Genomic DNA, 13,882 nt, shown 5'->3' with positions numbered 1-13,882 from the left:
CTTGCGCAGTCGCGCAGCTAACCCACCCTACGCTCCCCTCAGCGTATCTCGCTCATCGTCACCTTGGCCGCGATCCCCGTCAGCTCGGGCTCTTGCGGCGCAAGCTCCTCATCGGAAGGGCCGACCGAGACTTCAGCCATTCTGCGTTTGACCTGTTCGCAGGTCTTGCGAACGTCTTCGGTGAACAGCGCGCATTCTTCGATACGCTTGAAGATCTTCCGTCCCTCTTCACGATAGCCTGCCGCCGTTTCTCGCATGAAGGCGATCGCATCATGAACCTGGGCCGTCAGCGCCTCGCATTTTTGCGCAGCGTCGATCAACTCGGTGCCCATGGCCTCGATCTCTTTTGCAGCGGACTCATAGTCGCGAATGACCGCTTCTGCACTGAGCGCACCGACCCGGGACACCCCCGCGGTGTGCTCGACGTAATCAGGCAGATTAACTGAAGTAATGGAGTTTCCCGACCGGATCGAAGTGATGTCCGCTTCGAGTTGGACCAAGTTCACTCCGTCCCGTCTGTGCAATTGTTCGACACTTGCCATGACTGTCCTCCCAATACGCGCCCAGAACCCCAAGCAGCATTGGGTTTATTACGGGGATAAATGCCGTTCTACCTCTATGTATTCTTGACAGTCTCCACTTTGCCACTTTTACCCAATCGCCAACTCTGCACGCAGAGACGGCGAGCCATCAAACTTCAATTTGTCCGCGTACCTGTTCGAAGTGCACTCCCCCGCCGCATCGGCGCCGGGCCATGGTGGGCACGATTACGTTCCGGGGGAGCGACGGTCGTCGCCCTCGAAGGCATTCCCGACGGCGGCTGGCGCAGGCTCGCCCGGCCCTGCATCCGCCGCACGTTGGCGGCCGGCACCGCCCGCCGCGAAAATATCATGCACCAGCCCGACCTTCCCCAGCCCCAGGATGATCAGCCCGTTGATGTCCACCTCGTACCAGGCGTGCGAGATGTAGGCGTCGCGCGGAAAGCGGTGATGGTTGTTGTGCAGCCCTTCGCCAAAGGTGAGCAGCGTGGTCACCAGCTCGTTCGTCGTGCCGTCATGGGTCTCGAAGCGGCGGTAGCCCCAGCGGCCATCGCTGTGGCAGACCGAGTTCACCAGCGAGGTCGCCATCGTCATCAGGTAGCTGCGGAACAGGCCGGCGAACAGGATGCAGCCGATCATCGTGCGCACGCCGCCGAAGGCATAGCCGATGGCGCCCGGAATGATCAGCGCCGAGAGCGCGTACCAGTACCAGCGCGTCCTGGTGAAGAACATCGCGATCGGGTCGGCCAGGATGTCCTTGGCGTAGTAGCTGGCATCGGTGGTCTCGCGGTCCCACACCCAGCCGCCTTGCGCATGCGTCATGCCCTTGGCGAAGCTGGTATAGGGATTGCCGCCGCCGTCGTAATAGGGGCTGTGCACGTCGCCGGGCCGGTCGGAGTGCAGATGGTGCCGCCGGTGGTTGCTCACCCATTTCAGGATCGAGCCCTGCACCGCCATGGTGGCGAGCGCGGCGAAGATCGTCCGCATCACCGGACCGCAGCGGAAGCTGCGGTGCACGAAGTAGCGATGCATGAAGCCGATGCCGATCGTGGACATGATGAACGTGCCGGCGAAGACCGAAACCTCGACCCAGCCGATGCCTTGCCAAAAGGCCCAGACCAGCGCCGCGACCGAGCCGCCGACCATGATGGCGAACGAGATGTAGGAATCGCGAAACTTGGCCTCGACCACCGGACCTTCGGTCAGCACGCCCGGCGGCATCTTCGGCTCCGCAAGCTGCTCGGACGCCACGCTCTCAACCACGCTCATTTCAGCCGATCCATTTACACTGCACTTTTCTGCAGTGCAGCGTACAACCCCTGGTTATCAGAGGCAAGGACCGGGGCGGCCGTAGGAGCACGGGCGGCGCAGCCCCGCCCCTTTCGCTTCTCTGCCGATAGAGAGTGGTGATCATGACGAGCAGGTGCACGTCGTGCCTCTGCTCAGTTCACCCACCCTCATGCGCCGATCAGTTTGGCGTCGGTCGGTGCCTTCACCACCAATACGGCCAGCGCCATCCCTCATAGCGCACATAGGACGGCACCAAGGGCGGTCCGTAGGGATCGACCCGGTCGTGCTCGGGGCGATAGCGATAGCGTGGCACGATGTTGTAATCCCACGGCGTCGGCCTCAGCACCGGCGCCGTGACGATGAGCCGCTCCTGCGGCGCGCGAACGACGACGGCTCTCCGCGTCCGGGCTTCGGCGTCCGAGATTGCAAGGCTGCTCAGAACCAGGGCGGTTCCGAGCGCACAGGCGGCAGTCATCTTGGTCATGCGTTGGTCTCCTTCGCGCGGAGAGTGCAAAAGGATGCCAGGCGAGGCAAGCAAATTTCGCGCGAGGTGCGGACATAAGCGCTGTGCGCTTTGGCGCTCCGACCTCTCCCCGTCATTGCGAGGAGCACTTGCGACGAAGCAATCCAGAATCTTTCCGCGGAGGGAGCCTGGATTGCTTCGCTCCGCTCGCAATGACGCGAGTATGACGGTCTGGATGAGCAACAGAACTCCCGGACGTCGGCACCTGCCTCTCACTCGCGCGCGCGGCGCAGCGCCTGATCCAGCTTGTGCCTCTGCTTGTCCCAGCGCTCCTGCTCCGCTTCGGCGCGCGCCTCGAGCGCGGCCCGCTCGGCTTCGATCGCGCCGGCCTTCGCTTCGTGCTCGCGTCTTGCTTTGTCCAGCGCTGCTTCCGCTGCGGCAACTGCCTTGTCGCGCCGGGCACGCTCCTTGGCGCGGGCGGCCTCCTCCTTGGCACGCGCTGCCTCGCGCCGTCGCTCCTCCTTCTCGAAAGCTGCTGCGGCCTTGCGGGCGGCCGCATCATCGATCTCGCGGGATGCATTCCGGGCCGTCCTGGCGGGACGCTTGTTTGACGTCGGCTTGCTCTCGGCCTTGCTCTTGGACTTGCGCTTGGGCTTGGCCTCACCTGGGCCGAGATCAGTCGGCAGCTCCGCGCTCTCGGTGAACGGGCCGTTCGAGCCGACCGGGCGCCTCAGCACCACGCCCGGCTTCGCCATGGTCGCGGCGACGACATCGGGGTCGTCGGTCTCCCTGGCGACGCCCTGATGGAACAGATTGGAGCTGGCGCCCCAGGCGGCAAGTGCCGCCTTCATCGAGGGCGCGGCGATCGCCTGATCGTAGAAGCCGAGCGAGGTCTGGTACGTCTTCAGCTTCTTTGCCATGTCGCTCCAATGTCGGCGCAGCCTTCCGCAGGCGATCGTAGCCCGGATGGAGCAAAGCGCAATCCGGGTGGCTCAGCACGCTCGGCCCGGATTAGGCTACGCACCTTCCAGCAACGCGTCATACCCTTGCGCGCTGAACGCCAACAGACAAAAACCGTGCCCGAACGGATCGGCCAGCATCGCGATCCGCCCATAGGGCGCATCGCTCGCCGGCACTTCCAGGATCGCCCCGGCAGCGAGCGCACGCGCGACGGCGGCGTCGACATCGTCGACGACGACGTCGATATGCATCGGCGTCCAGTGCCGCTCATAGCGGCGGCGGTCGCCGCCGGCGCCGATGGTGCCAGCCTGCTTGGTCAAGAGATACACCGGCGCGGGCCAGCCGTTGAGCTCGACGAAGTCGGCGCCGAAGCGGCGGCCGACCGAGAGGCCAAAGGCTTCGGTGTAGAACGTCGTGGCTTTCGCCACGTCGGGAACGTCGATGTTGAGGAGAAAGCTCATGAGGGAACTCGTCGCAAGTTGCGAAGCGAGCGTAGCCCGGATGGAGCGCAAGCGTAATCCGGGATGGTGCCGCACCTGACGCCCCCGACCGCGTCCCACGATGGCATCATGCCATTGTTTTGCCCGACGGGTCAAATCCTGTTCGATTTTGCCGAAGTCAGGAAAAACCCCGAGTAATTCCATAGGGATGGCTACTGTGCATGGGGTTGTTTTCGCAACACTTGCTTGAGCCGGCCCTCAATTGCGCTTCAGGCTCAGGATATAGGCCGATAGCACCTCGGCCTGCTCCGGCGAGATCACGAGATTCGGCATGGTCTGGTGACTGGTCCGCCAGAACACCTTGAGCGAGAGCGCGGTGGTGCCGTTGCGGTCGGCGATGGATTGGAAGCTCGGTGCCTCGTCGAAGAAGCCGGCCATGTGCGGCTCGATCGCGTGACACGACTGGCACCACGCCTGCGCCAGGCGATGACCTGCGGCGACCGCGCGCGAGCCGGGCCTCGGCGCCCCGGCGGCGGTGTGAACGAGGCTGAAGAGAAACAGCACCGACAGCGCGATCAGGACGGCGATGCCGATGGAGATTCGAACATTGTGCGACATCGCCCGACCTCACGGCATTTGAATCGTGGAGCAGCCTAGATGTGCACCACGACGCCAGCTTGATCTGCATCAAGCCAGCTCGCAGCTCGCGTCCTCAGCACGTCACGAGATCGGAGTGGCCGAATCCCTTGGAATAATCGAGCAGCGAGATCACCGTCGGTGTGAGACGGATCAGCCGCACCTCGGATGGCTTCGGCACGGGGAGGCCGATGGCCTTCTGCTCGGGATAGCGCGCCATCAAAAGCGCGATCGCCTTCTCGGCCTCGGCTGGATCGGTCACGGCCACCGCCCGCGCCGCCATCGACAGGCCGGTGATCTCCATCACTTGCGCCGGATCGTCATCGATCGCCAGCGACACGCGGTCGTCGCGAGAGATGTTCTGTGCCTTCTGGCTGTCGGGGCCGCAGAGGAAGTAGATGGTGAAACCTTCGTTGGCATAGCCGACGGTCGTCACTTGCGGCCAGCCATCAGCGCGAAGCGTCGCGATCCGCATCGTGCGGTGCTGGTCCAGCAAGGTCTGGATTTTTCGTCTGAGTGTGTCGTCCATCGCTGCCTCCGGCGGTCATTCCTGAAGACACGATACGATCCCCGCGCGCAGTGCCGTTGATGCAGCTCAACGCGCGGCGGCGATGTTGCCTCATTGAAAGCGTCGGCAAGCATCGCCCGGTGATATCGCACCGGCAGGCGCGGCCAGCCCGCGCTGCTCGCAGCTTTTGCTTGCTTTCCCGGTTCCCGCCTCTACGGTCGCGCCGCGAACGAACGCGCGAGACAAGACCCGTCATGACCGACACGATGAAATGCCCGACCTGCAATTCCGAGCACGCCTATCAGGACCGCGATCTCTGGGTCTGCCCGGAATGCGGCCATGAATGGAGCGGCGCGGCGGACGCGGTCGCGGACACGGCGCAGGATGCGGGCGTGCGCGATGCCAACGGCAATGTGCTCGCCGACGGCGACAGTGTCATCGTGATCAAGGATCTCAAGATCAAGGGCTCGTCCTCGGTCGTCAAGGGCGGCACCAAGGTGCGCAACATCCGCCTGCAGGACGCCAGCGACGGCCACAACATCGCCTGCAAGATCGACGGCATCGGCGCGATGAATCTGAAGTCGGAGTTCGTGAAGAAGGCGTGAGGTCCGCTAGCTTTGCCGCTGCGCCAGGTAGAACCCGCACAGCACCGTCACGAGGCCTGCCGTCTGCAGCATCGTGGGCGGCTCGCCGAGCAGCAGCCAGCCGGTGAGCAGCGTCAGCGCGGGCACGCAGGCCGGAAACACCGCGGCGCGGGCCACGCCGAGACGCTGGACGGAGACGGCGTAGAGATAGAGCGCCGCGGGGCCGGCAAGCACGCCCTGCGCCAGCGCCTGGATCGCGTTCTCGGTCATGCCGATCGACGCAATGTGGGCGAGACCCACCGTGGCGACGTAGACCGGCACCAGCAGCAGCGACAGCACGTTGATGACCAGCGCAGCCGGCACGGCCGAGACGCGCCAGCGGCGCAGCATCGCGCCGAACCCGGCGAACATGAATCCGGCAAGCACGAAGATGAGATCGCCCTGAATGCCGTCGGCACCGATGTGGCCGATCGATTCCGCGCCGATCACTCCGAGGCCTCCGACGATGACGAGCGCGCCGGTCAGGCGCGAGGCGGAGATCCGCTCCTTCAGCACGACGGCGGCGAGCAGGAGGCCGCCGAGCGTGGCGCAAGAGGGCTGGATCACGCTGCCATGGCCGAGCGGGACGAACAGGAAGCCGATGTACGAGATCGGCGACATCACGGGACCGCCGAGCACCATCAGCACGAGCCCCCTGCCCCAGCCGATGCCGCAGAGATCGGAGAGTCCGGCGCGCAACACGAGGGGCAGGAAGGCGATCCCCGACCAGACATAGCGATGCACCAGCAGATCGACCGGCGTGAAGCCGGCCTTGAGGCCGTGCCGCGTGGCGGCAAAGCCGAGCGCCCAGAACAGCGCCGCGGCAAGCCCGCAGACCACGCCGAGCAGTGCCGGCGCGGCATCCTTCTTCTGAGCGTCGGCGCCGCTCGTCCGCTGATCCATGGATCACTCGATATGTCGGCTCGCTGAGCCGCTCAACCCACGCGGCTGCAGGGCTGTCACGCGAGGGCGATGCCGACTACGCGTGTTACAGCCCCTCATCGAAGACCATCCGCCATCCCTTGCGCGTATCCATGTATTCCCGCACTTGCCTGATCCGGTCGCCCACCACCTCGAACACGAAGCAATACTCGTTCTCGTACGGCTTGCCGCCCGGCAGCGTGGCGCGCATCCGCTCCTCCACGATCACGACATCGCCGTCGACATACACGCCGCGGAAGACGATATCGATGTCCGAAAACAATCGGTGCATCTCCTGCGCGATGAAGCGCGCGATCTGGTGCGCTCCCACCATGTGATCGGTATGATCGAGCGCGACGGCGGTGGCATTGGCCTTCGGCGCGATCCATTCGGCGTCGTCGGTGAAGAGTGCTGCGATGCGCTCGGGATCGCGTGACGAAAAGGTCTTCCAGGCGTTCAGTACGACGTCTCTCGGGCTGGTCACGATGGGGTCTCCGGCCGTGTTGCGATGAGAACCGCCTTCTAGGCCGCGGTGCGAGCCGCGGCTCGCCGCAATCGGACTCGGTCATCCGGCAGCCCTTCCGCCGCCGCCCCCATGCGCTACCATGCGATCATGTTGAGCTTTGATGTCTGCAACGCCGCGCGCCTGCGCCGCGATCCCCGCTATGACGGCCGCTTCTTCACGGCGGTGAAGACCACGGGCATCTATTGCCGGCCGGTCTGTCCGGCCAAGCAGCCGCTGGCGCGCAATGTGGTCTATTATCCGACGGCGGCGGCTGCCGAGGCCGCCGGCTTCCGGCCCTGCCTGCGCTGCCGTCCCGAGACCGCTCCTTTCTGCCCGGCCTGGAACGGCACGCGCTCCACGGTGGCCCGGGCCATGAGGCTCATCGATGACGGCGCGCTGGATGAAGCCTCGGTGGTCGATCTCGCGACGCGGCTCGGCATCTCGTCGCGTCATCTGGCGCGCCTGTTCGAGCGCCATGTCGGCGCTACGCCGCAGCAGCTCGCCAAGACACTGCGCGTCCAGCGCGCCAAGCGCCTGCTCGATGCCGGCGATGACAGCATGACCGCTATCGCATTCCCGGCCGGGTTCGGCAGCCTGCGCAGGTTCAACGCCGCCTTCGCCGAACTCTACGGCCGCTCGCCGTCAAGCCTGCGCGCGCGGCGAGCTTAGCGGCCCGCGCCAGTGATTACGTCCGCGGTCTTCACCTTGCGCGGGCTGAGCACCTTCGCCTGGTGGACCGAGGCGATTGCGCTTGGCGCTGCGACCTGCTGCTCGAGATGTGCGGCACCGAGCACGCGCAACTGCAGCGGGGAAACCGGGAATCCGTTGGCCTCATAGGTCGGCAGCTCGGCGGCGAAAGCCGCGGTACCGCCCGCGATCGTCAGGAAGGCGGCGATCGACAAGGTCTTTTTGTTCATTGGTGATGCTCCGAGGTGTGAGAGTCGGAGCCTATTTAGGCGTATTTTGCTGCAGTGCGACATACACCGCCGCATTGCAACATCGCATGCAATGCATGACGTTATGCCTAATGCGTCCAGGGATTTGGGCGAATCACGCCGCCTGCGACGCGGCGCCTCCAGAGGAGGTGCTCAGCCGCCGAGCACGTTGCCCCAGCCATCGAAGAGATAGGTCTTCCAAGCCACGGTTCCATCCGCGCCGGGCCGGCTGGCGCGGCGGTAGTCCTCGGCCTGGTCGGCGGTCCAGGTGATGATCGTGTCGGAGAGACGATCGTGCAGGATGGCGGGCTCGGTGGGGTCGAAGGCGTCCATGGGACGAAGGGAGGGATGCGTCATGGCGCCTCCAACGCACCAGCCGCAACAAAGTTGCGGCAACGTCAAATGGAACCGGGCGTTGCACCTCGGCCACAGTTGCCCCGAAAAGCCCGCACTCCCCGATTTGCGCCATTGCGCCGCCACACCGTGGCCCGAACAATCGACGTGCTGCGTGCCTTTCCGTGCGACTGTTTCGTCAGACTGTTTGCATCATCACTGTTCGGGCAAGATTGTTCGAGCAGACCGTTTGGAGGCAGGGATCATGAACGATCGGCGGTCTCTTCTGGTGGCAGTGTCGTGTCCCTCGGCCGTTCTCGCCGGCTGGCTAGCATTGTCTCTCTCCGCTTATGCGCCTGCGCTCATCGAAAACAGCGCCGCCAATGCGGCCGCCATCTCGCGCGCCAAGGATCGTGCCAAGGATCATGCCAAGGATCTCGGCCGCATCGACCTCGCCGACGTGGCGCGCGCTGCGACCCTTGAGGACCGCTTCGCCTTGACCGCCGACATCGCAGCCACCGTCACTGCGCTGCCCGACCCTCCCGCGCCGGCAGAGGCAACGCCGGAAGAGCCCGCCTCCACCATCAAGCTTGCCTCGGCCGACCCGGCGCTGATCCTGCCGGTGGAAGCCGTGCCCGCGCCGCCGATCTTGCCTGAACCGGAGCCCGTCGTCGGCGAGGTTGCCCCCGCCCCTGTGGCGGAGCCCGTCAAGCTCGCATCCACCGATCCCACCGAGATCGTGACGACGGACACATTGTCGGCCGCGGCGATCGCGAGCGACCCCGTTGCGCCTGCGCGCAAGGCGTCACCGCCTGCCGACAACATCGCCGTCCTCGACGAATGCTTCGTCATGGAGGCCTGCATCGACCGCTACCTCTGGGCGCTCTATCAGCGCACCGCCAAGGAAGACACGATGAAGGTGCAGGAGCGGCGCGCAGTCACCATCAAGCGCAAGGGCAAGACCGTCACGGTGATGCGCAGCTTCACCAAGCTGGTCGATCAGGACTTCACCTGGAAGGATCCGCATGCGGCCGAGCGCGCCGGCATGTCGATGATGGACTACGTCATCGGCGGCATGGACAAGAGCTTCAAGCAGAAGCTGTTCCGCATGATGCTCGCGGCCGAAGCCGCCGGCCTGTCGCCGGGCATCACCAGCGCGTTCCGCGACGACTATCGCCAGTCGATCGCGAGCGGCCTGAAGGCCGCCTCCAACCGCTCCTATCACGGCGGCAGCACGCGCGGCGGCTACGGTCACGGCATGGCGGCAGACATCGTCAGCACGCAAGGCAGCAACAGGGCGCAGCGCTGGGTCTCGACCGAAATCCTGTGGAAGTGGGTCGATGCCAACGGCAAGGCGTACGGCATCGGCCGACCCTATCTCGGCCGCGATCCGCCCCATGTCGGCCCGATCGACGGCCAGGAATATATCTCGAAGCGCGGCACCTTCGACCGCAAGGACGTTGCCGGCGTTAAGCCGAAGAAGACACAGGGCCTTGCGAGCGCCAAGCCGCCGAAGGCCGACGTCGCGCGCGAGCAGAAGGGCCCGGCGGCCAAGCCGCAGAAGTCGGCGCAATCGGCCGGCAAGCGCGCGACCTGACGGTTTACGGCTTGCGCTCTGCCGTCGGCAGCGGCACCAGCCGCATCTCGGCCGAGCCGGCGGCCTGCGTGCGCACCAGCACGGCAAAGACCGTGTCGACCGCGCGCCGTACCGCCAACTCCATTGCTTCGCCCTTGGCCAGATGCGCCGCGATCAGCCCGGTGAGGAGATCGCCGGTGCCGTAGGGACGGATCGGCAGGCGCGGCGTCGCAAAGCGCGACAATCGCCCATCAGTGCACAGGATCGTCTCCACCTGGCCCGCCGCCGTGTCAGCGAGGGTGCAGCCGGTGGCGACGACGTCGGTGCCTGCCCCAGCCAGCACCGCGCAGGCCGCGCTGAGGCTCTCGGCGTCGGCGATTGCGACCCCAGAGAGCAGCTCGAGCTCGAACTGGTTCGGCGTCGTCAGGTTCGCCGTCGGCAGCAGCCGGTGGCGGAGCACGTCCAGGATGCCGTCCGCGACATAGACGCGGCCGTCGTCACCGATCACGGGATCGCAGAGATAGACGAGCTTCCCATTGCGCGTGCGCGCCCGCTCGACGAAATCGGCGATGACGGCGGCATTGCCGGGCGAGCCGAGATAGCCGGTGACGACCACCGCGGCCTCGTCGACCAGGCCGCGCTCCTCGACTCCCCTCAGGAGATCGGCGACGAGCTCGGTCTCGAGCACCCGCCCGCGCAGGCTCGGATAGCGCGGATGGTTGGACAGCAGCGTCGTCGGCACCGCAGCGACGTTCACGCCCTCCGCCTGCATGGCATAGGCGGCCGCGCTGTTGCCGACATGGCCGTGGACCACCTGGCTCTGGATGGAGATGACGAGCATGAAAGAGGTCCGTAGAGTCAAACGTCGGGCGACGCAAGCGCTGCGTCCTGTCGCGGACTCGTCATTCCCGCGTGATATTTCCGGTCGCACGTCAGCCATCCGTCGGTCCGGACACAGCCTCCGCATGACCTCCGCCTTCAACGCCTATACGGCTCTCGCCCTCGCCATCGTGTTCGAGGTCACCGCGTCGGCGTTCCTGCAGCAGTCCGCGCAGTTCACCCGTCCCTGGCCGACGCTGGCGATGGTGCTGTTCTACGTCGCCTCGTTCTACGCGCTCTCGGTGGCGATTCGGGTGATCCCGTTGAGCATCGCCTATGCGATCTGGGGCGGGGTCGGCATCATCCTGACCGCCACCGTCTCCTTCGTGCTGTTCCGTCAGATCCTGGACGCCGCAGCCTTCGTCGGCATCGCGCTGATCGTATCAGGGGTGGTGATCATCAACCTGTTCTCGGAGACCACCGTGCGTTGATGCGCGCGGTGCCGACTCTGAGCAAGAGGTCGCGCCCCACCATCACGCTGCGGACAGCTGATCGAGCTCGGACGGCGCGTAGGCCTTGCCATCCTGGTCGGTGACGACCACCCGCCACCCCTCGCTCGCCCACACTTTCGCCTTCGCCACGATGAGCAACCGGCTCTCGCGGGCGAAACTGTACTTCTCGTTGTCGCGTTCTGCGACCATCTTGTAGGCCAATTCGCATCCCCTTGCGTCGCCCTGCACCCGGCCTTGTCGTGGCAGCGGGCTTTGGCGGCAATTCGCCGGGAGCGTGGCAATTTGGTGCCATCCACGAGGCCTGTGGCCGGCCCCGTGCCGTCGCAACAGAGCCGATCTCGTTGCCTCGGATCGGCGCTAGTGCACGCGGATAATGTGCGGGCGGCCGAGATTGATCAGGCCCTGCACCGCCGAAAGGCGGTCATTGAGGGCTGCGATGGTGAGCAGCAGATTGTTGCGACGCTCATCGAGTAGTCCCATTTCTGCGCCCGACAGCTTGGTGCCCGCCCGCTCCTTGTGGATCTCCTCGAGGGATTCGCGCAGTCCGGCAATCAGGCCGGCCAGCTGCTTGGCCTCCTTGGTCATCGACCGCTTCGCGACATTTTGCTGACGGCGCGTCTCCGCTTGGCTCTGTCTCATCGTCATCCTCCGGTGCCCCGCTGCCCCGAGTGGATGCTTACAGCTTTGGATAGACATATTACGATCGATGAAATCTGCCCGCGAAGAACTTTCTTAAATTGTACGCGCACGGAACCCGATCGCGCGGGAGCGGAAAGCCCGGCACCAAGGCCGGGCTTTCGTTGCGGCTAGCCAGAGCTCGGCGGCGGAAACGCGGGCGGAACGGCCCGCGCGGCGCTTTCGGCGTCACCTCGCCGGCAGCATGAATGCGTCGAAGAACGAGGCCAGCCCGGCAAAATCGTTGAGCGGCAGCACGGTCGCGACATACTGGTCGGGCCGCACCACGACCATGCAGCCGGCTGTCCGATCGATGCCGCGCATCGTGAAGACGTCGTGGCCGCTCTTGAGATCCGGGCAGAACATCTTCTCGTAGTCGTACAAGCCGTAACGGCCTTTGCTCGGGAGCAACATCGGCGGCATCGCCTCGATGGCGAGCTCGCGATGGTCCTGCTGAAACACCGCGCGCAGATCGATCACGCTGTCGATGTCAGCCCCAACAGGCGTATATCGACGGATAGGTGACTTCCGGGATTCCGCGAGGAAATTGCACAAGGCACGAATGGCCGAGCCCGACGCTGCCGGGTTCTCATCGGGCGAGAACGCGTAGATGCGGAAGCGGCCATCGGCCCGTGCGGCATGGCCGAGATGTACCGGCTTGGCGTCCGCCAGCCGGATCACCGGCGCGGAATGGAAGCGCGTGCCGATAATGAGGCCCTGCGCGAGGTGCTGATGCGTGGCCGCGCCGGTGAGCATCGACGGCTTGTAATGCGTTGCCGTGCCCGCGGTAAAACGTCCGTGCCGGACGAAATAGTCCTGCGTTTTGGCGGCATCGGCGCCGCCGGCCTTGGCGGCGGAGGCGAGGATATCAGCCCATTCGCGATCGAAATCGATCAGCTCCTTCGCGACTGCCCGGCGCTCGGCCGAATAGGAATGCAACAGGCTTTGCGCACATTGCCTCCGCAGCACGGCGGCGAGCTTCCAGCCGAGATTGAAGGCATCCTGCATTGAAACGTTCATGCCCTGCCCGGCCTTCGGGCTGTGGGTGTGGCAGGCATCGCCGGCGATGAAGATGCGCGGCAGGCGCGTCTCGATCTCGCCCTCCGGCACGTCGTCGAACTTGTCGGTGAGGCGCTGGCCGATCTCGTAGACCGACCACCAGGCGATTTCCTTCACCTCGAGCCGATGCGGCTTCAGGACCCGCTGCGCTTTCGCAATCACGTCGTCGGCGGTGATGTTGCGATTGGCAACGCGTTCGCCGACATCGAGCTTGGCGAGCTCGACATAGATGCGGACCATGTAGCCGCCTTCGCGCGGAATGATCAGCAGGCTGCCGTCCCTGGCCGACTGGATCAGCGACTTGAAACGGATGTCCGGAAAATCGGTCACGGCCAGCACGTCCATCACGCCCCAGGCGTGGTTGGCGGAATCACCGTGCAGCTCGCGCCCGATCGATTTGCGCACCGTGCTGCGGGCGCCGTCGCAACCGACGACGTAGCGGGCCTTGACCGTCTCGACCTTGCCCTCGTTCGCGGCATCGACGCGTTCGAGGCGCACGGTTACGGGATGATCGTCGGCACCGGCCGCCGGATCGACATTCACATCAAGCACGCGTCGGCTGTAATACGGCTCGAGCTTCGCCGGCGACTTGCGCATGACGTCGAGAAAGCAATCATGGACGCGCGCCTGGTTCAGGATGAGGTGCGGGAATTCCGACAGCCCGTCCTCGACGTCCTGCACCCGGCCGCTGCGGACGATCTTCTCCGGCGCCGCTTCATCCGGCTTCCAGAACGTGGTCTCGTTGACCCAACAGGCCTCCTTCAGCACACGCTCGCTGAAGCCATAGGCGTGGAACATCTCCATGGTGCGGCAGGCGATGCCGTCGGCCTGGCCGACGAGGAGGCGGTCCGGCTTCTGCTCGACGATGCACGTCCTGATGTCGGCGAATTGCGCGAGCTGGGCGGCGAGCGTCAGGCCGGCCGGCCCGCAGCCGACGATGAGGACATCGACCTCGCCAGGCACGGCGCCCGCCGCTCCCGATGCCTGAACGCGCGCGGCAGGATCGGCGATTTCAGGGTCGCCCGGCTGAAATCCATTGAGATGGAACTGCATGAGCACCTCCCCCGCAAATTCTGCTTCTTATTGAT

The 13,882-nt window shown here is 65.3% G+C and carries 19 protein-coding genes; 4 read left to right on the top strand and 15 right to left on the bottom strand.

Translation table 11 applies throughout. The features are described from left to right. Positions 1-38: 38 nt before the first annotated feature. From I6F12_RS08895 to I6F12_RS08865, 7 genes are all read right to left on the bottom strand, one after another. Positions 39-542 carry a hypothetical protein gene (locus tag I6F12_RS08895; protein WP_036022860.1) on the bottom strand — a complete coding sequence of 168 codons (504 nt, stop codon included), beginning with the start codon at positions 540-542 and terminating at the stop codon, positions 39-41. 225 nt (positions 543-767) lie between these two features. Next, complete coding sequence (locus tag I6F12_RS08890) at positions 768-1,808, bottom strand: acyl-CoA desaturase (RefSeq protein ID WP_225155991.1); 1,041 nt, start codon at positions 1,806-1,808, stop codon at positions 768-770. 223 nt (positions 1,809-2,031) lie between these two features. Beyond that, complete coding sequence (locus I6F12_RS08885) at positions 2,032-2,313, bottom strand: hypothetical protein (RefSeq protein ID WP_036022858.1); 282 nt, start codon at positions 2,311-2,313, stop codon at positions 2,032-2,034. Between the two features lie 251 nt (positions 2,314-2,564). Next, positions 2,565-3,212 carry a cell envelope biogenesis protein TolA gene (locus I6F12_RS08880; protein WP_225155990.1) on the bottom strand — a complete coding sequence of 216 codons (648 nt, stop codon included), beginning with the start codon at positions 3,210-3,212 and terminating at the stop codon, positions 2,565-2,567. A 96-nt stretch (positions 3,213-3,308) separates the two neighbouring features. After that, positions 3,309-3,713 (bottom strand): VOC family protein, encoded by a 405-nt coding sequence (locus I6F12_RS08875; RefSeq protein ID WP_057029035.1) that lies wholly within the window; start codon positions 3,711-3,713, stop codon positions 3,309-3,311. Positions 3,714-3,950: 237 nt separating this feature from the next. Further along, on the bottom strand, positions 3,951-4,310 hold the full coding sequence (locus tag I6F12_RS08870) for a cytochrome c (RefSeq protein WP_128261901.1): 360 nt from the start codon (positions 4,308-4,310) through the stop codon (positions 3,951-3,953). Positions 4,311-4,404: 94 nt separating this feature from the next. Beyond that, positions 4,405-4,857 (bottom strand): pyridoxamine 5'-phosphate oxidase family protein, encoded by a 453-nt coding sequence (locus tag I6F12_RS08865; RefSeq protein WP_225155989.1) that lies wholly within the window; start codon positions 4,855-4,857, stop codon positions 4,405-4,407. A 233-nt stretch (positions 4,858-5,090) separates the two neighbouring features. Here I6F12_RS08865 and I6F12_RS08860 point away from each other — a divergent pair, with 233 nt between their 5' ends. Next, on the top strand, positions 5,091-5,441 hold the full coding sequence (locus I6F12_RS08860; protein WP_036000193.1) for a zinc ribbon domain-containing protein YjdM: 351 nt from the start codon (positions 5,091-5,093) through the stop codon (positions 5,439-5,441). A 6-nt stretch (positions 5,442-5,447) separates the two neighbouring features. Here I6F12_RS08860 and I6F12_RS08855 read toward each other — a convergent pair whose 3' ends face one another. Continuing rightward, entirely contained in the window at positions 5,448-6,362 is a 915-nt protein-coding gene (locus tag I6F12_RS08855; protein WP_225155988.1) for a DMT family transporter, read from the bottom strand. Between the two features lie 85 nt (positions 6,363-6,447). After that, positions 6,448-6,864 (bottom strand): nuclear transport factor 2 family protein, encoded by a 417-nt coding sequence (locus I6F12_RS08850; protein WP_225113950.1) that lies wholly within the window; start codon positions 6,862-6,864, stop codon positions 6,448-6,450. Between the two features lie 129 nt (positions 6,865-6,993). Between I6F12_RS08850 and I6F12_RS08845 the strand changes: the two genes are divergently transcribed. Next, entirely contained in the window at positions 6,994-7,554 is a 561-nt protein-coding gene (locus tag I6F12_RS08845; RefSeq protein WP_225155987.1) for an Ada metal-binding domain-containing protein, read from the top strand. On the opposite strand, the gene I6F12_RS08840 is transcribed toward I6F12_RS08845, so the two are convergent. Both I6F12_RS08840 and I6F12_RS08835 read right to left on the bottom strand, forming a co-directional pair. Continuing rightward, positions 7,551-7,802, bottom strand: a complete 252-nt coding sequence (locus tag I6F12_RS08840) for a hypothetical protein (protein WP_225155986.1) — start codon at positions 7,800-7,802, stop codon at positions 7,551-7,553. The genes I6F12_RS08845 and I6F12_RS08840 overlap by 4 nt on opposite strands. A gap of 171 nt (positions 7,803-7,973) precedes the next feature. After that, entirely contained in the window at positions 7,974-8,177 is a 204-nt protein-coding gene (locus I6F12_RS08835; protein ID WP_025035973.1) for a hypothetical protein, read from the bottom strand. Positions 8,178-8,418: 241 nt separating this feature from the next. On the opposite strand from I6F12_RS08835, the gene I6F12_RS08830 reads away from it, so the two are divergent. Continuing rightward, positions 8,419-9,750, top strand: coding sequence for a hypothetical protein (locus tag I6F12_RS08830; RefSeq protein WP_225155985.1), 1,332 nt, complete (start codon positions 8,419-8,421; stop codon positions 9,748-9,750). 4 nt (positions 9,751-9,754) lie between these two features. On the opposite strand, the gene pdxY is transcribed toward I6F12_RS08830, so the two are convergent. Continuing rightward, entirely contained in the window at positions 9,755-10,570 is an 816-nt protein-coding gene (gene pdxY, locus I6F12_RS08825) for a pyridoxal kinase (protein ID WP_225155984.1), read from the bottom strand. 124 nt (positions 10,571-10,694) lie between these two features. Between pdxY and I6F12_RS08820 the strand changes: the two genes are divergently transcribed. Beyond that, positions 10,695-11,039, top strand: a complete 345-nt coding sequence (locus tag I6F12_RS08820; RefSeq protein ID WP_025035970.1) for a multidrug efflux SMR transporter — start codon at positions 10,695-10,697, stop codon at positions 11,037-11,039. Between the two features lie 42 nt (positions 11,040-11,081). Here the strand turns inward: I6F12_RS08820 and I6F12_RS08815 are convergent, their stop codons facing one another. The 3 genes from I6F12_RS08815 to I6F12_RS08805 all read right to left on the bottom strand — a co-directional run bounded on the left by I6F12_RS08815 (position 11,082) and on the right by I6F12_RS08805 (position 13,847). Next, positions 11,082-11,288, bottom strand: a complete 207-nt coding sequence (locus tag I6F12_RS08815) for a hypothetical protein (protein ID WP_036000235.1) — start codon at positions 11,286-11,288, stop codon at positions 11,082-11,084. 129 nt (positions 11,289-11,417) lie between these two features. After that, positions 11,418-11,699 (bottom strand): hypothetical protein, encoded by a 282-nt coding sequence (locus I6F12_RS08810; protein ID WP_345944146.1) that lies wholly within the window; start codon positions 11,697-11,699, stop codon positions 11,418-11,420. 225 nt (positions 11,700-11,924) lie between these two features. Further along, positions 11,925-13,847, bottom strand: coding sequence for an FAD-binding monooxygenase (locus I6F12_RS08805; protein WP_225155983.1), 1,923 nt, complete (start codon positions 13,845-13,847; stop codon positions 11,925-11,927). Positions 13,848-13,882: the final 35 nt, after the last annotated feature.

This window comes from Bradyrhizobium sp. IC4059, assembly GCF_020193615.1.
Lineage (GTDB): Bacteria > Pseudomonadota > Alphaproteobacteria > Rhizobiales > Xanthobacteraceae > Bradyrhizobium > Bradyrhizobium yuanmingense.
The sequence above is the reverse complement of the archived record's forward strand: the minus strand, read 5'-3'. Positions and strand labels throughout refer to the sequence as shown.